Origin of the sequence: Acinetobacter sp. ANC 4169, assembly GCF_002135355.1 — a bacterium.
Lineage (GTDB): Bacteria > Pseudomonadota > Gammaproteobacteria > Pseudomonadales > Moraxellaceae > Acinetobacter.
Map to the genome: position 1 here is coordinate 1 of NZ_NEGE01000021.1, position 20493 is coordinate 20493.

The following is a 20493-nucleotide window of genomic DNA, read 5'->3' on the forward strand; positions in this document are numbered from 1 at the left end:
TGACGTTTACTTGAACCTGTTGGGTTAGCTTCACGAATCCATTTATCTAATGTGGAATAACCCACACCTAATTTCTGGGCGATTGCAGCTACAGACTCGTGTGAGTTTGAAAGTGCATAATCAATTGCTTGCTGTTTAAATTCTGGACTAAAGCGTTTAGCCATTTTTACATCTCCAAAGTTAACGTTACGTTATCTTTAGAGGGACTACATGTCCATTATTTTGGCTAGGATCACTGCTCGATTCAAAGAAATAAAACCAGCAAATATTGCTCCTATGGTTACAAATATTTTTATCCACCCTTCAAAAATCTCAGATGAAAAGGGCATATAAAGATATATCGCATAAAGTAAGAAAAATACGTAACCGAAGTAATTTAATGCCATGCTGACTTTTGGAAATAAAAGTTTTGACTTGAACTCATATTTTTCTTCAATTACAGATATATTTATTAATGAATGTGAAAAAAATAGTAAATCTAAAATCTGATCTAAAACTAGTAACCTTTTCTCATGCAAATTGATAAAGTACGTGAGTAAGCTGTGATCAATAAACTTCAATCTAGTTAAGTTTTGCGCGGCTTTATCTTTTATTAGTAGATTAATATTCTTACACGTTTCCGGTAAATAATACTTATGAAAATATTCTTCATAATTTTCTAGTTCAGCTTTGAACTTTTTTCTTCTGTGTTCATGTAAGACATGTAGATTAATCCCTAAAGCTAAGATTGCTGTAACGATTGCTACAATAGCTCCAATTGTGCTTGTTAAGTCCATGAATATTCATCATTATAATTTTCTTTATTATATAAAAAACCCGCTTCACAGCGGGTTTTTTTTCAAAATTAATTAGATCAACCAATCAATTTCTTCATCAATTCATTCACTTGAGCAGGGTTGGCTTTACCTTTAGACGCTTTCATCACTTGACCAACAAGACCGTTGAAAGCTTTCTCTTTACCAGATTTAAACTCTTCAACCATCTTCTCGTTGGCAGCAAGCACTTCCTTAATAATCGCTTCAATCGCGCCTGTATCAGTTTCCTGTTTCAAGCCTTTCTCAGCAATAATCTCGTCTGCAGTTTTGCCTTCTTCCCACATAAAGCCGAACACCTGTTTCGCGATTTTACCGCTGATCGTGTTGTCCACAATACGCGCGATCATGCCACCAAGTTTTTCAGCAGATACAGGAGAGTCAGCCAAATCCAAGCTTGCTTTGTTTAAAGCGCCTGAGAATTCACCCATCACCCAGTTCGCAGCAATCTTACCTTGCGCAGCACCGCCAGCAGCAGCCACAACAACTTCATAGAAGTCCGACAACTCGCGTGTAAGCGTCAATACGTGAGCATCGTACTCAGTCACGCCAAAGTCAGCCACGAAACGCTCACGACGCGCTTTAGGTAACTCAGGAAGGGCAGCACGAGCTGCTTCAATTTGTTCGTCTGCAATGATCACAGGCAACAAGTCCGGGTCAGGGAAGTAGCGGTAATCGTTCGCTTCTTCTTTAGAACGCATTGAACGGGTTTCCATTTTCACAGGGTCGAACAGACGCGTTTCTTGGTCAATGGTACCGTCCCATTCCAGGATTTCCATTTGACGTTCAATTTCAACATTGATCGCTTGTTCAATGAAACGGAATGAGTTCAAGTTTTTCAACTCACAACGCGTACCGAAGGGTTGACCCGGACGACGTAAAGACACGTTACAGTCACAGCGGAACGAACCTTCAGCCATGTTACCGTCAGAGATCCCTAACCAGCGTACTAGCGTATGAATCGCTTTAATATAGGCAACCGCTTCTTCAACCGAACGCATATCCGGTTCAGATACGATTTCAAGCAGCGGCGTACCGGCACGGTTCAAGTCGATACCTGACATACCTTCGAACTGGTCGTGAATCGATTTACCTGCATCTTCCTCAAGATGCGCACGTGTTACGCCAATGCGTTTAACCGTGCCATCTTCAAGCTGGATGTCGATATGACCCAAGCCCACAATCGGGTTGTCCATCTGGCTAATCTGATAGCCTTTTGGAGAATCCGGGTAAAAGTAGTTTTTACGTGCAAATACAGAAGCCTGGTCGATGTAAGCATCGATGCCCAAACCAAAGCGGATCGCAAGATCAACCACTTCTTTGTTTAGTACAGGAAGTACGCCCGGCATTGCCAAATCAACAAGGCTCGCTTGTGTGTTTGGATCATTACCAAAAACAGTCGATGAACCTGAGAAAATTTTGGTATTGGTTGCAAGCTGAGTGTGAATCTCGATACCAATAACGACTTCCCAACCATCAATCAGGTTAGATTTTGGTTTCTTTTGAGCTTGAGCCATTATGCATTCTCCTCAGCAATTGCAGCGCGTTTCGTATGCCAATTCGTTGCTTGTTGGTACTGGTGCACCACAGACAACAATTGAGATTCTGACCAGTAATTACCAATCAGTTGTAAGCCAACCGGTAAATTGTCTTTGTCAAAACCAACAGGCGCGTTAATCGCAGGAAGACCTGCCAGGTTCACCGCGATGGTGTAGATGTCACCCAAGTACATCTCAACAGGAGAAAGATTCGCACCGATTCTATATGCAGTGGTCGGCGCAGAAGGAGCTGCAATCACGTCAACATTTTCGAATGCTTTTAAGAAGTCTTGCTGGATTAAACGACGTACTTTCTGTGCTTTTACATAGTAGGCATCGTAATAACCGGCAGAAAGTGCGTAAGTACCAATCAAGATACGACGTTGTACTTCAGCACCAAAACCTTCAGAACGTGAACGTTTGTACAAGTCCATCAAGTCCACTGGGTTTTCACAGCGGTAGCCATAACGTACGCCGTCAAAACGCTGTAAGTTTGAAGATGCTTCGGCAGGGGCAATCAGGTAGTACGTTGGAACATAAGCATCGGTCATGTTGAGGTCAATCTCAACCAAAACAGCGCCCATTTCCTCTAATTTTTTCAGTGATTCTTCAACACGTGCTTTAACGTCTGCATCCAAACCTTGAACATTGAAGTACTGTTTTGGAATACCAATACGTAAACCTTTAACAGAAGTACCGTTCAGGTTTGCAACGTAGTCATCAACATCTTTTTGAACAGAGGTTGAGTCTTTGGCATCATGACCGGCCATCACGTTCATCAAGTAAGCACAGTCTTCAGCAGAACGTGCCATCGGGCCACCTTGGTCTAAAGATGATGCATAAGCGATCATGCCGAAACGAGATACACGACCGTATGTCGGTTTAAGACCAGTCAAACCACAGAAAGACGCAGGCTGGCGAATTGAACCGCCAGTGTCTGTACCGGTGGCAAACGGAGCCAAGTCAGCCGCTACAGCCGCAGCAGAACCGCCTGAAGAACCGCCAGGAACGTGATCCAGCGCCCAAGGGTTTTTGGTCGCGCCAAAGTAAGATGACTCGGAAGTTGAACCCATGGCGAATTCGTCCATGTTCACTTTACCTAAAGTCACAAGGCCCGCAGCTTTAGCTTTCGCTACAACGGTGGCGTCGTAAGGAGAGATAAAGTTATCCAGCATTTTAGAACCGGCAGTGGTTTTAATGCCTTGGGTACAGAAAATATCTTTATGCGCAATTGGCACACCGGTTAAAGCGCTTGCATGACCAGCTTTAATGGCTGCATCAGCTGCATCGGCTTGAGCCAAAGCCTGCTCAGGCGTGACAGTGACATAAGATTGTACTTGAGCATCGATTTTTTCAATGCGTTTTAAATAATGTTCGGTCAATTCGCGAGACGAAAATTTAGCCTCAGCCAAACCCTCGGAAAGTTCACGAATCGATAAGCGATGTAAATCTGTCATGAGAAATATTTCTTTACGTTTAATTTAATAAAATGATTTAACTGAATAAAAATTACTCAATCACGCGCGGAACAAGGTACAAGCCATCTTGGGTTGCCGGTGCAACAGCTTGATATTCTTCACGATGATTTTCTTCAGAAACCACGTCTTCACGTAAGGGCTGTGGATTGTCAAATGGGCTTTTAAGCGGCTCAACACCTTCAGTGTTAATGCCTTTTAAGGTTTCCATCATGCCTAAAATTTTATTTAGACTTTGAGCATATTCAGCAGATTGCGTATCATTTAGCGACAATCGGGCAAGATGTGCGATTGCTGAAACTGTTTTTGCATTTAGATCTGCAGAATGCTGAGCATCCGATGTAGACATAATATTACCTAATCAGTATTAAAAAAATTCAAAATATCGTGCGTTATAATAAGCGATTGACTTGTTCAAATCATCACATTTAGTTAAAGTTGCCACCTTGCGTCCACATAAAGTTTAATCGAGAACGTCTCCGTGATTCTAAAAAGACTAATTGGCTTGTTTTCGCCCGATCTAGCCATTGATTTAGGTACAGCAAATACACTTATTTATGCACCAGGACGAGGCATTATATTAAATGAACCGACGGTTGTGGCAATTCGTCACAGTGGTTCACAAAAAATCGTTGCCGCTGTTGGTCTTGATGCTAAACAAATGCTTGGTCGTACTCCTGCAAATATTTCTGCAATCCGCCCGATGAAAGATGGTGTGATTGCCGATTTCGAAGTGACCGAAACCATGTTGAACCAATTTATTGGTAAAGTACATGAAAAGCGTCTGTTCCCGCCTGCACCGCGTGTTGTGGTGTGTGTACCGTGCAAATCAACGCTGGTTGAGCGCCGTGCCATTCGTGAAGCCGTATTCAATGCTGGCGCACGTGATGTCCGTTTAATTGAAGAGCCAATGGCTGCTGCAATTGGTGCTGGTATGCCGGTTGAACAGGCATGTGGTTCGATGGTTGTGGACGTTGGTGGTGGTACCACTGAAATTGCAATCATTTCATTACAGGGTTGCGTATATGCAGACTCGCTACGTATTGGCGGTGATGTATTTGATGAACAGATCATTAACTACGTACGTAAAGCGCATGGCTGTGTGATTGGTGAAACCACGGCTGAAGTGATTAAAAAAGAAGTGGGTATGGCATTGCCGGATGAAGGTGCTCCAATACTCGAAATCGAAGTTCGTGGTCGTAACCTGGCTGAAGGTGTGCCTCGTGCCATTACCGTAACTTCAGTTGAAATTGCCCAGGCGATTTCTGATCCACTACAAAATATTGTGTCTGCGGTGAAATCTGCACTTGAACAAACTCCACCTGAATTGTCTTCCGACATTGCAGAACGTGGCATTGTGCTGACCGGTGGTGGCGCATTGCTTCGCAACCTTGACAAGCTACTTGCACAAGAAACGGGTTTACCTGTGGTTGTGGCTGAAGATCCGTTGACTTGCGTCACTCGTGGCGGTGGTAAAGTTCTGGAATTCTTCGACAATCCAAATCACGACATGCTCTTTGTAGGTTAAGTTAAGGACCAGGCGGTGCAAACACAACTGTTTTCTCGACAACCGCCATCTTTTCGCTCATTTATCATTGCGGTCATCACATGTCTGGTTGTGCTGTTTTTTAACTGGCGCATGCCCCATGTGATTCAGCCCGCACGTGATGTCTTGTATGCGGCATATAATCCGATTTATGCAGCTGCAAGTTATCCGGTATTATCGCGAGAATGGCTCAATCAACAAACCAAGTCTGAAGCCCAGTTACGTCGTGAAAATACCGCGATGCAAGCCGAGCTGTTACAGGCTCAGGTTCGTCTGCAAAAACTATCTGAACTTTCTGCTGAAAATACCCGTCTAAGAGGGCTGCTAGATACGCCTTTGATTATTGATGGACGCATGGAAATTGCAGAAGTGATCGGTACCGATGCAGATCCTTTAAGACATATTATTGTGATTAACCGTGGTTCCAGCAGTCAGCTTAAGGTCGGTCAGACCGTGCTGGATGATAAGGGGATTATGGGGCAGATCATTAATGTCAATTCGCATAGTAGCCGTATTATGTTGTTGTCCGATAAAGAGCACTCCCTCTCTGTGCGTTTAGAACATACAGGAATGCGTGCCATTGTATCGGGAACAGGTGATTTAGGTCATTTGAAGATGGAATATGTTCCGACCAGCGCCAATGTCAAGGTCGGTGAAAAAGTGTATAGCTCAGGTCTGGGGGCACATTTCCCGGCGGGTTATCTGGTGGGTACAGTCTCTAAAGTGAATCGGCATAATTCAGGTGAATTTGCCCAGATTGAAGTGATTCCAGCCGCGCAACTGGCAGGTGGACATCATGTGGTCGTCCTGTTTTCTGATTCACTAGCGATGGAGCAGCCGCATGCGACTCGCTAAATTACGTGCTGAACAAAAACGTGATCCTTTAATTGCCATTATTGTTTCGGTCATTCTCTGTTCCGTGCTGATGGTTTATCCGTTGTCGTATACCGTATCGGGTGCACGTCCCTTATTCATGTTGCTGCTCGTGCTATTTTGGGTGATGTGCCAGCCCACCTGGTGCGGAATCTGGTTTGCTTTTGCCACCGGGATTTTTACCGACCTGCTGCTAGATGCTCCTTTAGGCATGAATGCGCTAAGTTTTGTGTTAATTACCTTTATAGTCAGGTTTTTAACACGTGAACGACGCATCTTGACCTTTGGTAATCTTTGGGTGATTAGTTTCCTGGCGGTGCTGGCGCATCTATTTTTGACCTGGATTTTGCAAATTATGGGTGGCTTGCAATTTTCAATTGCCAGACACTGGCAGCCTTTATTGACCAGTCTGCTGGTTTTCCCGGTCATGTATTTTATGCTGAAAAAATGGCGCGTTTAATTCTGGCTTCGAGTTCTCCGCGTCGTCGGGAACTGCTGCAACAGTTGGGTTTGGATTTCGAGATCTTTAGCCCGGATATCGATGAATCTATTCTTGCAGGGGAAAATGTTGCCGCTTATGTCGAGCGTTTAGCCTTTAGCAAGGCTCAAGCCGTATTAGCGCAATTTCCAGAGGCCATAGTTATTGCCGCTGACACCAGTTTAGGGGTAGATGGTCAAATTTTAGGTAAACCTGAATCTAAACGACATGCTTTTGAAATGTGGCAACGTATTTCAGGTCGTAAACATGATGTATTTTCAGGTGTTTGCGTACGTACAAGTACAGAAAAATCAAGTATAGTGGTACGAACGCAGGTTGAGTTTCAAAAATTAAGTCTCAATGATATGGAAGATTATTGGGCCACAGGGGAACCAGTAGGCAAAGCGGGTGGTTATGCCATTCAAGGCATCGCATCGCGTTATATTCCCCGTATAGAAGGCAGTTATAGCAATGTCGTGGGCTTGCCTTTACATGAAACCGTACAGTTATTACAGGCAGTTAAGGCACTAAATTAACTGACCTCAAAAAGAATTTTTATAATGTTTTGAGTTTTATTATGTCTGACGAGTTGTTGATTAACGTCACACCTATGGAATGTCGTGTGGCCTTAATCCAGAACGGCACGGTCAATGAATTATTTGTTGAGCGTACAGTTAAGCGTGGATTGGTAGGCAATATTTATAAAGGCAAAGTGGTGCGTGTACTGCCGGGCATGCAGGCTGCTTTTGTCGATATCGGGCTTTCTCGCACTGCTTTTCTACATATCAATGATATGGTCTGGCCACGCAATCAACCCACTCCCAATGTTTTTGAACTGCTGCAGCCCGGTCAAGTTCTCACTGTTCAAGTGATGAAAGACATGCTGGGAACCAAAGGCGCGCGTCTTAGTACCGACCTTTCCATTCCTTCACGCTACCTTGTTTTAATGCCTTATGGTCATCATATTGGCGTGTCGCAACGCATTGAATCTGAACAGGAACGTGATCGGCTACGTTCAATGATCGAAAGGATTCAAACTGAACATAAATTACCAGGCAGCGTGATTGTCCGTACTGCGGCAGAGGGGATTCCTGAATCTGAAATTGCGCAAGATATGGCCTATTTGGCCAAGCTGTGGGAATTTATTCAGCGCAAGCAACAAAGCATTGCCGTGCCGTCACTGATTTTTGAAGAATTGCCTCTGCCTCAGCGGGTTATTCGTGACTTGGCCAATGAAGATACCGCCAAAATTTCCGTTGATTCACGTGAAATACATACCAAGTTACAAGACTTTGTGCTTGAGTTTGTACCGAGTATGCAAGACCGGTTAGTACACTATCCGGGTGAACGTCCAATTTTTGATTTATACAATGTTGAAGAAGATATACAGAAGGCGCTGCAAACACGGGTAGCGTTGAAGTCGGGTGGCTATCTGATGATAGACCAGACTGAAGCCATGACCACCATTGATGTCAATACCGGTTCCTATGTCGGCGGTCGAACCTTGGAAGACACGGTATTTAAAACCAATATGGAAGCGACTCAGGTCATTGCCCGTCAGCTGCGCTTACGTAATTTGGGCGGCATTATCATTATTGACTTCATCGATATGCAGGAAGCCCAGCATCGTGAAGAAGTGATGAGTCAGTTTGAGCGTATGCTGGAACGTGATCATGCCAAAACTAAAATCACCCAGGTTTCGGAGTTGGGTCTGGTGGAAATGACCCGAAAACGTACCCGTGAATCTTTAGAACACTTATTATGTGAATCGTGTCCTACTTGTCAGGGCCGCGGCTATGTGAAAACGGCAGAGACGGTATGTTACGAAATTTTTCGTGAAATTTTAAGATATGCACGTGCTTTTGAAAGTAAAAGTGGTTTTACCGTGGTTGCACATCCTTCCGTGATTGACCGATTGTTAACAGCGGAAGCACCCGCAGTGGCCGATTTAGAGCACTTTATAGGGCGTATCATCAAATTTCAGGTGGAAAATCTATATACGCAAGAGCAATACGATATCATTCTGAGTTGAAATTGTAACAGAATATCGTTAAACACTTGTTACATCTGAAATTTTACTTTTTAAGTGTAATTTTGAATACTAGTCATACACAGTAGCCAAAGCCAAAATCTCCCAGTTTTGGCTTAGCAAAAAAAGAGGTATGACATGAGTATGAGCCAAGCAATTATAAAAAAAAGTTTGAACGCTTTAGAGAATAAACCTGCACACAGCGGCTATATTGTGGATGAGCAGGGCAAAGAAGTTCAAATTACGGCTGCCATGATTCGTTCGGTCTGCCATCAATTATTAAATCAATGTCGTGCAATTAAGAATTAATCTCGTATAATTAAAAAATAAAGGGGCCTTTGAAAGGCCCCTTTATTAATTTACTCTTCACTTTTTTGAAATAGCGGTTAACTCACCGCTCTTAACTTCTTTGGCGGGATATCTTGACCCACAATCTCTTCAAAGCGCTGAATTTCATCTTCCAGGTGTGTGAGCAAGTTTTGCATCTTCGGTAAGGCATTGCGACAACCGGTTAAGCCCACTTCCAGTTTGTCTAAATAGCTGGTCATTGTAATATTAAGTGCCTGTCCATCCAGAACAATAGATGCAGGGTAGAGTGCATCTAATTTAGCACCATTCCAGTAGAGCGGTTCACGCGGTCCTGGAACATTTGAAATCACGATATTGAACGCTTGGTGCTTTGGCATTACGCCTGACACAATGTTTAAGCCCGCAGCACCATAAACCAATGCGCTATAGTTTAAAATTTGATTTGAATTCATGCGTTTGAAACGCTGTTTGGCATTTAACACGCTACGGCGAATAATTTGTAGCCGTTCTAATGGTGTTTCCTTATCCGTACCCAAGTTGGCTAGAATCATGGTGATACGGTTAGAGACATCAGAATTATCATCACGAACGGAGGCAGGTACCATCGCAATCAGCGGTTTTTTCGGTAATGCGTGTTGACTGAGCAAATATTCACGCAGCGCGCCAGAACAGATGGCCAGTACTACATCATTAATGGTCACACCGAGTACTTTAGCAATTTTACTTAATCGAGCCAGTTCAAAAGATTGTGCAGCAAAACGACGAGAAGAACTCACGCGTTGATTCAAAATACTACTTGGCGCCTGGAAACTTGAAACATAGTCAGGATTACGTCCCATATCTTTACAGATCGTCTGAGATAATTCATACATGACTTTTGGGGTTGCTTCAAATTGCTCTTTTAAGGCACCCATAATTTTTTTTATGCGACTCTGTGGTGGGGCTTTAATGCGTTTAGCACGTGGACCTTCAACACACCACAGTGGCACAATACTTTTGGTATTTGGATCATGCGACAGTGATTTTTCAACTAAACGCATGCCGGCAATACCATCCACCATCGCATGGTGAATTTTAAAGTACATGGCAAAGCGGTTGCCTTCAATACCTTCAATAATATTACAGGTCCAAAGTGGTTTAGCACGATCAAGCAGTGCGCTATGCTCTTGTGAAATATAAGTGAGTAATTCACGGATTCGACCTGGATGCGGAAGCGCGATGTGACGGAAATGATGGTCTAAATCAAATTCCTGGTCTTCGTCCCAAAATAGGCCATTGAGTTTATTATTAAAAGGCGCAACAGGAAGACACTTGGATTTACGAATATCAGCAACGAGATCTTGAATAAATGTGTCAGGTGCATTGTCAGGAATTTGAAATAGAAACAGTCCACCGACATGCATCGGTTGTTGACGTTTTTCTAGCGACAAAAAAATAAAATCAATTGGGTGTAATGGACGCATAGCGCGGAATGCCTCACTGCAATTTTTGGCTGTTCTTATATGAACAGGCTTGTTAGAATTATAAAAACCGTTTTTTAGTATATCTTTTTTCAAAAAGAAAAGAACTGCTTTATGTGTAATCATAAGTTAAAAAAAACCACTGAATCACAGTGGTTTTTTTAAAAAAATTATTATTTTAAATTTCCTGCATGTAAGCCACATTCTTTATGGGTAGCTTCTTCCCACCACCAGCGACCTTCGCGTTCATGCTGATTCGGCAATACAGGGCGGGTGCAAGGTTCACAGCCAATCGAAATAAAACCACGTTCATGCAAAGGATTATATGGAATTTCCATCATACGAATATAGTTCCATACGTCGGAACTCGACCAGTTTGCCAGCGGGTTATATTTAATGAGTTGTTTTCCAGGACCTGAAAAACCGGCATCTGCTTGAACTACTGGAATTTCAGTACGAGTGCCCGGGCTTTGGTCTTTACGCTGACCGGTAATCCAGCCATCCAGCGTAGCCAGTTTTTTACGTAGGGGCTGAACTTTACGGATGCCACAACATTCTTTATGGCCATCTTGATAGAAGCTAAAGAAACCTTTTTCAGTGACCAGTTTTTGCATCACTTCTGTTTCCGGGAAGCAAATTTCGATCTCAATATTGTAGTGTTTACGGACAGTATCGATAAATTGATAAGTTTCTGCATGTAAACGACCAGTATCGAGGCTAAAGACACGAAAAGGTTTACCCAGATGAGAAGCCATATCAATCAAAACGACATCTTCAGCCCCTGAAAATGAAATGGCAATTTCACCTTGCTGACTTAAGGCAAGTTCCAGAATCTCGCTGGGAGACTTATCGGCATATTCAGATGCAAGCGCATCAACAAGGTCAATGGTAGGGATGTGAGTCATGACAGTTCCTGGCTATAGGCTTGGATACTTAAAAACCTATATTAATTTATTTCACAACGATTTTAATAGAATTGAAATAATCTGCTTAGCACTAAAAAATAAATACTTATGAATAAAATAGATTTAAAAAACAGCACCTGAAATATCAATTTTTAAGCTATGATAGCGCAAAATTTTTCACTGACATTGGGAGAACCCATGGAAATCGTATGTCTTGATCTTGAGGGTGTGTTAGTTCCAGAAATTTGGATTAACTTTGCCAAAAAAACTGGAATTAAAGCATTGGAAGCCACTACACGTGATATTCCAGACTACGATGTGTTAATGACGCAGCGCCTGAATATTTTAAAAGAGCACGGTTTGGGCTTGAATGATATTCAGGACGTGATTGCAGATATGGGACCTTTCCCGGGTGCTAAAGAATTTGTGAAATGGGTGAGTACGCATTTCCAGTTGATTATTCTTTCAGATACTTTCTATGAGTTTGCTCATCCTTTAATGAAGCAACTGGATTGGCCAACCATTTTCTGCCATAAATTGGAAACTGATGAAAATGGCATGATCACAGATTATAAACTGCGCCAGCCAGATCAAAAGCGTCAGGCAGTTAAAGCTCTGCATGGTTTGAACTTCCGCGTGATTGCTGCTGGTGATTCATATAATGATACTACGATGCTAGGCGAAGCAGACCACGGCTTCCTGTTTGATGCGCCTGAAAATGTGATTGCGGAATTCCCGCAATTCCCACCTATTCATGGTTATGACGCGTTAAAAGAAGCAATTCGTAATGCTTCAGTGCGTAATATTCCGGCTTAATATTTTTAAGTTTATAGAATAAGAAAGGGCGCTTTATGCGCCCTTTTTTGTTTGATCCTAATTTTTAGAGCAAATTAGAAGCGGTAACCGATTTTCAAGCTATAACCAATCGCATCATTGTCTTCAAAGTTAGCTGCTGACAAATCTGTACCAAAATAGCTAGCGACTTGTGATTTAGCATCACCAAGCCAGAAGTATTTAACACCTGCTTGAACAAATGACTGTGGAGTAGGAGAGAATTGACCACCTAAACCTACACTCCAATATCCTTCAGTTGGACCAAGAGTAGATACTGGATTACCTGCACCAGAATCCCAACCAACCATGACTGTACCAGCCCATTGATCATTAATTTTACGGCCTACACCAACGTTAGCAGAAATTTGATCTTTATCATAAGCTACTAAATCAAAGCCACGTGGATTGTTGATTTGAGATTGAGTTAATGCAGATGCAAGTTGTCCAAACTGATGTGGACGAATTGCAAATTTAGACCATTCAACCCAACGTAGTTGAGCAAATGCAACTGTATTGGCCATAATGCCTGTCTGTAAATCAAGATTTACAGATTGTGGGGTAGTAATTTTAGTTTTTTTATCTGACTCATAATAACTAAGGGGAGGAAGTTTCCCTGTTAATGGGAATCCAGCAGCATATGGCATTTCTTCATAAACATTAACTTTATGATCAATTTCTGAACGGTATGTAAGGGCTGCTTTAAGTGCGATTTCAGGAATTTGATAAGCAATACCAGCTAGCCAACCGATAGATGAATTTTCACCAATTTTAGCATTGTAGCCAGTATAGTCAGCTCCTGTTACTGAATTCTTTGGTTTATAGCAAGCACCGATAGAGCATGCTGGACCACCAAGAGGGCCATATGCCGAACCTCTGAGTTGTACATCACCTTTTACAGTTTGATAAACTGGACCTGCATAAATATTCCAGTTCTCAGTTGGCTGAAAACCAAAAATGAACGAAAGATTTTGAGTTTGAACATCAACGTTGGTAGCTTCATTTCCGTATGTAAAAGCACCTACATTATTTGCTCCAAGACTTACAGCATCTTTACTGGTATGGCGCTGATCATCAAGTGAATATGCAGCTTTAGCACCAAAAGGCTGGTCATAAATTAAACCAAATGAAAGATTGTCGGTCATTTGAACTTTTAGAGCTGCATTATAAAAGTGGTAACTTTCAGCCATATCTCCTAGTTCAGAATTTTGTAAAGTATTTTCCTTCTTGGTAATTCCAATTGGAGTCCAATCTGAATTCATTTTGCCAGATACATCTGCATCCAATGCAGAAATACCCACTTCAAAATAGTTTCCAGGCTGTAAAAATGCTGAAATAGATTGTCCCGAACGGTCCATAGCTGCGGCAAAAACAGCACTTGTTGGTAAGCTTGCTAAAATGATTGCACTGCTAAGAGCTTTTAAGTTCATTTTTCTTTCCTTGACTCTTAAATGTAACAAAACGCATCTATGCGTTAATGAAAATAGTAGATATGTAAATTATTTTTAACTCTATCTATGTGTGAAAAATATCATAATAAAAAAAAGAGTAAATACTCTATATGGAACATTTGGTAAAATTAAAACCATTGTTTTATGGTGAAAATAGATTATTTACTCTATTTTTTTATATAAGGTATTGAAAATAAAAAAATAAAATAACGCACCAAAACAATGCGAATAAATTGATTTGAATGTTTAAAAAACGTTCAATTGAATCCGGGTTCAAAATAAATATTATTTTTAGAAATTATATTTTATTTTTCTAATAAAAAAGGAGCTTCGTGTTTATGAAGCTCCTTAAACAGAAAATGCTTACTTATTAAAATTTGTAGCCAATTTTCATACCATACGCGAGTGCAGTATTGTCTTCAAAGTCGCCAACTGGACTACCACCAGTTTGTGCTTTGGCATCACCTAACCAAAGGTATTTTACGCCAGCAGCAATAAAGTAGTTTTCAGCAGGGCTGTATTGTGCACCTAAACCTACACTCCAGTTTCCTTCTACAGGACCAAGTGTAGTTACAGGGTTACCTGCGCCAGAATCATAACCAACAGAAGCTGAACCTGCCCATTTGGCATTGAATTTACGTGATACACCTGTGGTAATTGACCATTGGTCATCAGAGTAATCAATGAGGTTTTGCGCTTTGCCTTTTGCAGCAGCAGTAGCTAATGCCAAATTGGTTGGTTTGACTGCAAATTGATCCCAATGCACCCAACGCAGATTAGCGAATGCTAGAGTATCTTTTGCAATACCTGATTGCAAATCAAGGTTTACAGATTGAGGTGTAACCACTTCAGTATGTGACTGAGGACGAATCACTGTGCCAAAACCAAATGTTTCTGAAGTATCAAGTTCATGTTTGATTTCAGAACGATAAGTCACCGCAGCTTTTAATGCAATTTCAGGAATAGAGTAAGCTGCACCTGCAATCCAGCCGAATGCTTCATCCTCTTTAAAGTTAACATCATAGCCACCTAGCATGGTTGGACCACCGTATGCTGCACCGCGTAAAGAGACTTGACCTTTTACTGTTTGATATACAGGTCCGGCATAGAAATTCCAGTTTTCATTTGGTTGGTAACCCACTAATGCAGTGATATTATTGGTCTTTACTTCTACATGAGTACCTTGGTTAACTGATTTTTCTGCAAATACACTATTTTCTACCGCGTATGTTGCATCTGCGCCATAAGGCTGATCATAAAGTAAACCTAATGAAACTTTATTTGTTGCTTGTACCTTAATTGCAGCTGAAGGGGAGGTGTAGTCATCACCCATATCACTGACTTTGTTTCCAGCAATATCTTTTCCTTCCACCGTCGGATCAATGACTGTAAAACCAGCTTCAGCATAGTTTCCAGGCTGTAAAAATGCAGAAATTGATTGACCAGAACGATCTAAACCACCCGCAAAAGCAGCACTGGCTGGAACTAAACTAAGTAAAATGGCTGAATGAATGGCTGTAAGCTTCATAGATTCTTTTCCCTGAGCTGCTTAATCTTTTAAAAAGTTACGCGAAAGTAACATAAATAAAATAAGAGTAAATGCTCAGCTTGGATTGGAAAATGAACTGTATAATTCAAAAAATGAACTTGAATAGAGTAAAAGTACTAACAATACTTTTGTATATTAATGATTTATAAGTGAAAAAATAGAGTAATAAGCTTAAAAAAAATGACTAATAGCGGTAATTTCTTTTGATCAATTTTAAAACATATAGGTTTAAGTCTTGGGCAAAACAAGAGGTATTATGTAAAAAGACCATTACGAACAATGGTCTTTTTATCTTTCAGTTAAATAATATTAGAAGCGGTAACCGATTTTTAAACCATATGCAAGTGCATCATTGTCTTCAAAGTCTGCAACATATGAGCTAGAACCGGCATCAGAAGCTGCTTGTGCTTTCGCATCGCCTAGCCAGAAATATTTCACACCGCCAGCGATGAAGTAGTTAGGCGCCGGACTGAATTGTAAACCAAGACCCACATTCCAATATCCTTCAGTAGGACCAAGGGTAGATACAGGATTGCCTGCGCCCGTGTCATAACCTACTGATACGTTGCCTGCCCATTTTTCGTCAAATTTACGACCCACACCTACGGTAGCAGAAATTTGATCATCAGTATAAGAAACAATATTAAAGCCATTCGGATTATTCGGTGTTGCACCAGCAGCACCTAACTTTTCAGAAACTTTTCCAAATTGTTCAGGACGAATCGAGAATTCTTTCCAGTTCACCCAACGAACGTTAGCAAATGCTACCGTATCTGCCATGATGCCTGTTTGAAAGTCAAGGTTTACGGATTGTGGCGTAGTAATTTTTGTATTGGTTTGTACATCATAGCTAGGTAAAGCTGCTGGTGAACCTGGCAATGGGAGACCAAGAATATTACTTACGCCATACTCATGAGTATCAGATTCATGATCGATTTCAGAGCGATATGTTAAAGACGCTTTGAGTGCAATATCAGGAATTTGATAAGCCAAACCTGCTAGCCAACCTACGGCATTGTCTTCCTTCATATTCGCATTATATTGACCTAAAGCAGTGGTACTACCATAAGCCAAGCCACGTAACTGAATATTACCTTTAACAGTTTGATAAACTGGACCTGCATAAATATTCCAGTTTTCAGTTGGCTGGAAACCAAATAACATAGAAATGTTTTGTGATTTTACTTCAACATTGGTTGCTTCCGTACCATTATGGAAAACTCCACCAGCAGCTGGATTTAAATAAGTATCGGTAGAGTAAGTTGCTTCAGCACCAAAAGGTTGATCATAAATTATCCCTAAAGAAAATTGATCAGTAAGTTGAAGCTTTAAAGCTGCGCTTGGGAAATAGTAATCATCTGCCATTTCTCCAACTGATGTTCCACGATAGGCAGGCGCTAACGGGGCTGCTGCACCACCAGGTGTCCAGTTATTTTGTACTTTCCCTGACACATTTGGATCCAAAACAGAAATACCCGCTTCGAAATAATTACCAGGTTGTAGGAATGCTGAAATAGATTGACCTGAACGGTCCAAAGCAGCTGCGAATGCACCTGTCATTGGTACTGTTGCAAGAAGCATGGCTGTACTAAGAGTTTTTAATTTCATTCTTTGTCTTTCCTTGAGGTACAAATTTATTACGGCTGATTTATGTTATGAATACGCTGATTTTTTTTGGTAATATTGGTCTTATAACTCAATATTATTTGTTACTCCATGTCACAAAAATAGCACAATAAAAAAAAGAGTAAATGCTCTACAAAAAACTATCGTGTTTAAAATGTCGGCATATTAGAGTTTTTAATCTAAAATTAGATTAATATTTTATTTTAAATTATTGAAAAATAATTAATTAAAATGATTTTTTAATGATTTAATGTTAATATTTATTTGATTAAAAAATAACCATTTATCGTAAAAAGTGTAATATTTTTATGTGATAGAGTTCTCTATTTTGAAAATGGTATTTGAAATGAAGAAATAGATATTCATGAGATCTAATTTTTAAAATATTTCTTGTGAAGGATTTTTATTTTAGAATTTTTAAAAACCGTATCATTAGCCGGCTAAGGAAAATTTTAAAGATAAAAATGGATAGGAAATGAGGCTCAAAGCGAGCTTAATAGAATTTTGGATTCTTTTTTATTAAATATTTTCATTAAACATTCAGAGGGAAAATATTGTGCGCCCTGCGGGAGTCGAACCCGCGTCGGTCACTTAGGAGGCAACTGCTCTATCCAGTTAAGCTAAGGGCACAAAACGCAGCTAATTTAGCGCAAATAGGTATAAAAAAAAAGTTACTACCGAAGTAATAACTTTTTTATTTACATAACTTATTTAATCTTCATCACTTTCAGCTTTAACATCGCTTAAATCTTTCGGATTCAATCGATCAAAGAGCACGAGCATGAAGGTAATCCAAATCGGAATCATAATTACCGCGCCCATTAATCCTTCTTGCCACATAATGTAAAGAATAAGACCAATGAAGATAAGAACAATATAATTACTAATTGGAGACCAAAGTGCTGGATAAAATGTTTTGAAATTCAAAACACGTTTTGCACGTCTAAACTGTAAATGGGTGAGCGTAATCATTGCCCAGTTTAGAACGAGTGCGCCAACAACAATATAAATAAGATTGCTGAGAGCTTTTTCTGGAACAAAGTAGTTTAAAAGAACACAACCAAAAATAAGTAATGCAGAAAGTAAAACAGCAGGAATAGGTACTCCTTGTTTGTTTACTTTGGTAAATACTTTTGGTGCATTGCCTTGCTGTGCCAAACTATAAAGCATACGGCTATTGGCATACATACCGCTGTTATAAACAGACAGTGCAGCAGTCAAGATAATGAAATTCAGTAAATGTGCAGCCCAGTTAATACCGAGTTGACTGAAAATCATCACAAATGGACTTTTATCTAATCCACCTAATTCTAATTGATTCCATGGCACTAAGGATAAAAGAATCGTCAGTGAACCGACATAGAAAATTAAAATACGGAAAACAACCTGATTAATTGCTTTCGGAATTGTTTTCTTAGGATTTTCTGCCTCTGCTGCAGCCATACCAATCAGTTCAATACCGCCAAATGCGAACATCAGGAAGGCAAGCATAAAGAACAGCCCTTCAAAGCCATTCGGGAAGAATCCACCATGAGTCCAAAGATTACTAAAAGATGCGGTTGAATTTGCATCTGCGGTAAATAGTAAAAAAATACCGAAAACAATCATGGAAACAACTGCGGCTACTTTAATAATAGAGAGCCAGAATTCAGATTCGCCATAGAATTTTACGTTGCCAAGGTTCACAAGCGTAATAATAATAAAGAAGAACAGTGCAGAAGCCCAGGCAGGAATATGGGGCCACCAGTAGTTAATATATTTTGCAACAGCAGTTAACTCTGTCATTGCTACTAAAATATATAAAATCCAGTAGTTCCAGCCAGTTAAGAAACCTGGAAATTTACCCCAGTATTTATATGCAAAGTGACTAAATGAGCCTGCTACAGGTTCATGAACAATCATCTCACCCAGTTGGCGCATGATTAAAAAGGCGATTAAACCACCAATGGCATAACCCAAAATGATGGAAGGACCAGCAGATTGGATGACCTGTGCGGACCCTAAGAATAAGCCCGTCCCAATTGCACCGCCCATGGCGATCAGTTGGATATGACGGTTCTTTAAGCCACGCTGAAGTTGAGAAGACTCTTTATTCAAAGTATTCAGCCCGACAATGTGTAAGGAAAGGATTGTAATAGATTGTAATAGATTGAAATGTATTAGCCTAGTACGGGGCTAGGAGGGAGGTTGTTAAAAAATATCCATAAAAAAGATATTCTATATATTTCTATTTTTAATCAATAAATTAATTTTATTTTTTATTGCATAAAATAAAATAATGGGAATGATAAAAAAAAGTTTAGGGTTCGTTTTTTATACTTAAGTCAAGAAAGCATATATTTTATAAAAAAATCGCTATGATGCTTTTTAGCATTTTGCTGATGATGTACAACAATCATAAATGAAAGGACTAAAGAGAAATGAGTTTTGCTCCCCAGATTAAAATTCCAGCAACCTATATGCGTGGTGGTACCAGTAAAGGGGTGTTCTTTAAACTGGATGACTTGCCGGAAGCAGCACAGCAGGCTGGAAAAGTGCGTGATCAGTTATTGCTGCGTGTGATTGGTAGTCCAGATCCCTACGGCAAGCAAATTGATGGCATGGGAGGAGCAAGTTCAAGTACCAGTAAAACCGTGATTTTGGCAAAAAGTTCCCAGCCGGATCATGATGTGGATTATTTATTTGGTCAGGTGGCCATTGATCAGCCTTTTGTGGACTGGAGCGGAAACTGCGGAAACTTAACCGCAGCGGTCGGTTCCTTTGCCATTTCCAATGGCCTAGTCAGTGCAGAGCGTATTCCTGAAAATGGTATTTGTACAGTACGTATCTGGCAAGCCAATATTCAAAAAACCATTATTGCCCATGTACCTGTCACCAACGGTCAAGTGCAGGAAACCGGTGACTTTGAACTGGATGGTGTCACTTTTCCGGCAGCAGAAGTGCAAATTGAATTTCTCGACCCAGCAGATGATGGTGAAGAGGGCGGCGCAATGTTCCCGACAGGCAATGTGGTCGATACCTTTGCGGTTCCGAATATCGGCACTTTCCAGGCCACTTTTATTAATGCCGGTATTCCAACCATCTTCTTAAATGCTGAAGAGATTGGCTATGAGGGCACTGAATTACAGGATGCCATCAATGGCGATGCTCAGGCACTGGCACGTTTTGAAACCATCCGCGCTTATGGTGCTAAACAGATGGGCTTGATTGAAGACATTACCGAAGCGGAAAAGCGCCAACATACCCCAAAAATTGCCTTTGTGTCTAAACCTAAGGCCTACACATCTTCAAGCGGTAAGGACATTCAAACCACAGATGTTGATTTGCTGGTTCGTGCCTTGTCGATGGGTAAACTGCACCATGCCATGATGGGTACGGCTGCTGTTGCCATTGGTACAGCCGCGGCAATTCCTGGAACTTTGGTCAATCTGGCGGCTGGCGGCGGCGCGCGTGAAGCGGTACGTTTTGGCCATCCTTCAGGAACCTTGCGTGTGGGAGCGCAAGCCGTTCAGGAGAATGGTCAATGGGTGGTCAAAAAGGCGGTGATGAGCCGCAGTGCACGGATATTGATGGAAGGCTGGGTTCGAATTCCAGAAGATAGCCTGAACTAA

At 41.0% G+C, this 20493-nt stretch carries 19 protein-coding genes and 1 tRNA gene; 8 read left to right on the plus strand and 12 right to left on the minus strand.

What is annotated here, in order from left to right; all coding sequences use genetic code 11:
• The 5 genes from B9T26_RS14375 to gatC all read right to left on the minus strand — a co-directional run.
• Nucleotides 1-164, minus strand: a 164-nt coding sequence (locus tag B9T26_RS14375; RefSeq protein ID WP_086200342.1) for a transposase, incomplete at its 3' end; no start/stop codon positions are given.
• Nucleotides 165-206: 42 nt separating this feature from the next.
• Nucleotides 207-776 carry a hypothetical protein gene (locus tag B9T26_RS14380; RefSeq protein ID WP_086200343.1) on the minus strand — a complete coding sequence of 190 codons (570 nt, stop codon included), beginning with the start codon at nt 774-776 and terminating at the stop codon, nt 207-209.
• Nucleotides 777-853: 77 nt separating this feature from the next.
• Nucleotides 854-2329: an Asp-tRNA(Asn)/Glu-tRNA(Gln) amidotransferase subunit GatB gene (gatB, locus tag B9T26_RS14385; RefSeq protein WP_086200344.1), complete on the minus strand. Its 1476-nt coding sequence runs from the start codon at nt 2327-2329 to the stop codon at nt 854-856.
• The gene (gatA, locus tag B9T26_RS14390; protein ID WP_086200345.1) at nt 2329-3807 is read right to left on the minus strand and encodes an Asp-tRNA(Asn)/Glu-tRNA(Gln) amidotransferase subunit GatA; all 1479 of its coding nucleotides are present in this window, start codon (nt 3805-3807) and stop codon (nt 2329-2331) included. Before gatA ends, gatB begins: the two co-directional genes overlap by 1 nt.
• Before the next feature lie 52 nt (nt 3808-3859).
• Nucleotides 3860-4174: an Asp-tRNA(Asn)/Glu-tRNA(Gln) amidotransferase subunit GatC gene (gene gatC / locus B9T26_RS14395; RefSeq protein WP_086200346.1), complete on the minus strand. Its 315-nt coding sequence runs from the start codon at nt 4172-4174 to the stop codon at nt 3860-3862.
• A 132-nt stretch (nt 4175-4306) separates the two neighbouring features.
• Here gatC and B9T26_RS14400 point away from each other — a divergent pair, with 132 nt between their 5' ends.
• From B9T26_RS14400 to B9T26_RS15705, 6 genes are all read left to right on the plus strand, one after another.
• Nucleotides 4307-5353: a rod shape-determining protein gene (locus B9T26_RS14400; RefSeq protein ID WP_086174771.1), complete on the plus strand. Its 1047-nt coding sequence runs from the start codon at nt 4307-4309 to the stop codon at nt 5351-5353.
• Nucleotides 5354-5368: 15 nt separating this feature from the next.
• Nucleotides 5369-6226 (plus strand): rod shape-determining protein MreC, encoded by an 858-nt coding sequence (gene mreC, locus B9T26_RS14405; protein WP_086200347.1) that lies wholly within the window; start codon nt 5369-5371, stop codon nt 6224-6226.
• Nucleotides 6213-6704 carry a rod shape-determining protein MreD gene (gene mreD, locus B9T26_RS14410; protein WP_086200348.1) on the plus strand — a complete coding sequence of 164 codons (492 nt, stop codon included), beginning with the start codon at nt 6213-6215 and terminating at the stop codon, nt 6702-6704. The genes mreC and mreD overlap by 14 nt, the downstream gene beginning before the upstream one ends.
• Complete coding sequence (locus tag B9T26_RS14415; protein WP_086200349.1) at nt 6692-7258, plus strand: Maf-like protein; 567 nt, start codon at nt 6692-6694, stop codon at nt 7256-7258. Before mreD ends, B9T26_RS14415 begins: the two co-directional genes overlap by 13 nt.
• Before the next feature lie 41 nt (nt 7259-7299).
• Complete coding sequence (gene rng / locus B9T26_RS14420; protein WP_086200350.1) at nt 7300-8754, plus strand: ribonuclease G; 1455 nt, start codon at nt 7300-7302, stop codon at nt 8752-8754.
• 135 nt (nt 8755-8889) lie between these two features.
• The gene (locus tag B9T26_RS15705) at nt 8890-9060 is read left to right on the plus strand and encodes a PA1571 family protein (protein ID WP_086200351.1); all 171 of its coding nucleotides are present in this window, start codon (nt 8890-8892) and stop codon (nt 9058-9060) included.
• A gap of 77 nt (nt 9061-9137) precedes the next feature.
• Here B9T26_RS15705 and B9T26_RS14430 read toward each other — a convergent pair whose 3' ends face one another.
• Both B9T26_RS14430 and B9T26_RS14435 read right to left on the minus strand, forming a co-directional pair.
• Entirely contained in the window at nt 9138-10523 is a 1386-nt protein-coding gene (locus B9T26_RS14430) for a WS/DGAT/MGAT family O-acyltransferase (protein WP_086200352.1), read from the minus strand.
• A gap of 170 nt (nt 10524-10693) precedes the next feature.
• Entirely contained in the window at nt 10694-11425 is a 732-nt protein-coding gene (locus B9T26_RS14435) for a phosphoadenylyl-sulfate reductase (protein WP_086200353.1), read from the minus strand.
• Nucleotides 11426-11623: 198 nt separating this feature from the next.
• Between B9T26_RS14435 and thrH the strand changes: the two genes are divergently transcribed.
• Nucleotides 11624-12241, plus strand: coding sequence for a bifunctional phosphoserine phosphatase/homoserine phosphotransferase ThrH (thrH, locus tag B9T26_RS14440; protein ID WP_086200354.1), 618 nt, complete (start codon nt 11624-11626; stop codon nt 12239-12241).
• A gap of 74 nt (nt 12242-12315) precedes the next feature.
• Here the strand turns inward: thrH and B9T26_RS14445 are convergent, their stop codons facing one another.
• From B9T26_RS14445 to B9T26_RS14465, 5 genes are all read right to left on the minus strand, one after another.
• Nucleotides 12316-13686: a transporter gene (locus tag B9T26_RS14445; protein ID WP_086200355.1), complete on the minus strand. Its 1371-nt coding sequence runs from the start codon at nt 13684-13686 to the stop codon at nt 12316-12318.
• Nucleotides 13687-14077: 391 nt separating this feature from the next.
• Entirely contained in the window at nt 14078-15235 is a 1158-nt protein-coding gene (locus tag B9T26_RS14450) for an OmpP1/FadL family transporter (protein ID WP_086200356.1), read from the minus strand.
• Between the two features lie 330 nt (nt 15236-15565).
• Entirely contained in the window at nt 15566-16864 is a 1299-nt protein-coding gene (locus B9T26_RS14455; protein ID WP_086200357.1) for an OmpP1/FadL family transporter, read from the minus strand.
• A gap of 575 nt (nt 16865-17439) precedes the next feature.
• Nucleotides 17440-17512 (minus strand) — tRNA-Arg (locus B9T26_RS14460).
• Nucleotides 17513-17593: 81 nt separating this feature from the next.
• On the minus strand, nt 17594-18979 hold the full coding sequence (locus B9T26_RS14465; RefSeq protein WP_086200358.1) for an amino acid permease: 1386 nt from the start codon (nt 18977-18979) through the stop codon (nt 17594-17596).
• A gap of 323 nt (nt 18980-19302) precedes the next feature.
• On the opposite strand from B9T26_RS14465, the gene prpF reads away from it, so the two are divergent.
• Entirely contained in the window at nt 19303-20493 is a 1191-nt protein-coding gene (gene prpF, locus B9T26_RS14470) for a 2-methylaconitate cis-trans isomerase PrpF (protein WP_086200359.1), read from the plus strand.

Bases quoted from the DNA above. Each gene is read 5' to 3' on its own strand.
- B9T26_RS14380 (WP_086200343.1), bottom strand. From the start codon at position 776: ATGGACTTAACAAGCACAATTGGAGCTATTGTAGCAATCGTTACAGCA.
- gatB (WP_086200344.1), bottom strand. From the start codon at position 2,329: ATGGCTCAAGCTCAAAAGAAACCAAAATCTAACCTGATTGATGGTTGG.
- gatA (WP_086200345.1), bottom strand. From the start codon at position 3,807: ATGACAGATTTACATCGCTTATCGATTCGTGAACTTTCCGAGGGTTTG.
- gatC (WP_086200346.1), bottom strand. From the start codon at position 4,174: ATGTCTACATCGGATGCTCAGCATTCTGCAGATCTAAATGCAAAAACA.
- mreD (WP_086200348.1), top strand. From the start codon at position 6,213: ATGCGACTCGCTAAATTACGTGCTGAACAAAAACGTGATCCTTTAATT.
- B9T26_RS14415 (WP_086200349.1), top strand. From the start codon at position 6,692: ATGGCGCGTTTAATTCTGGCTTCGAGTTCTCCGCGTCGTCGGGAACTG.
- rng (WP_086200350.1), top strand. From the start codon at position 7,300: ATGTCTGACGAGTTGTTGATTAACGTCACACCTATGGAATGTCGTGTG.
- B9T26_RS15705 (WP_086200351.1), top strand. From the start codon at position 8,890: ATGAGTATGAGCCAAGCAATTATAAAAAAAAGTTTGAACGCTTTAGAG.
- B9T26_RS14430 (WP_086200352.1), bottom strand. From the start codon at position 10,523: ATGCGTCCATTACACCCAATTGATTTTATTTTTTTGTCGCTAGAAAAA.
- B9T26_RS14435 (WP_086200353.1), bottom strand. From the start codon at position 11,425: ATGACTCACATCCCTACCATTGACCTTGTTGATGCGCTTGCATCTGAA.
- thrH (WP_086200354.1), top strand. From the start codon at position 11,624: ATGGAAATCGTATGTCTTGATCTTGAGGGTGTGTTAGTTCCAGAAATT.
- B9T26_RS14445 (WP_086200355.1), bottom strand. From the start codon at position 13,686: ATGAACTTAAAAGCTCTTAGCAGTGCAATCATTTTAGCAAGCTTACCA.
- B9T26_RS14450 (WP_086200356.1), bottom strand. From the start codon at position 15,235: ATGAAGCTTACAGCCATTCATTCAGCCATTTTACTTAGTTTAGTTCCA.
- B9T26_RS14455 (WP_086200357.1), bottom strand. From the start codon at position 16,864: ATGAAATTAAAAACTCTTAGTACAGCCATGCTTCTTGCAACAGTACCA.
- prpF (WP_086200359.1), top strand. From the start codon at position 19,303: ATGAGTTTTGCTCCCCAGATTAAAATTCCAGCAACCTATATGCGTGGT.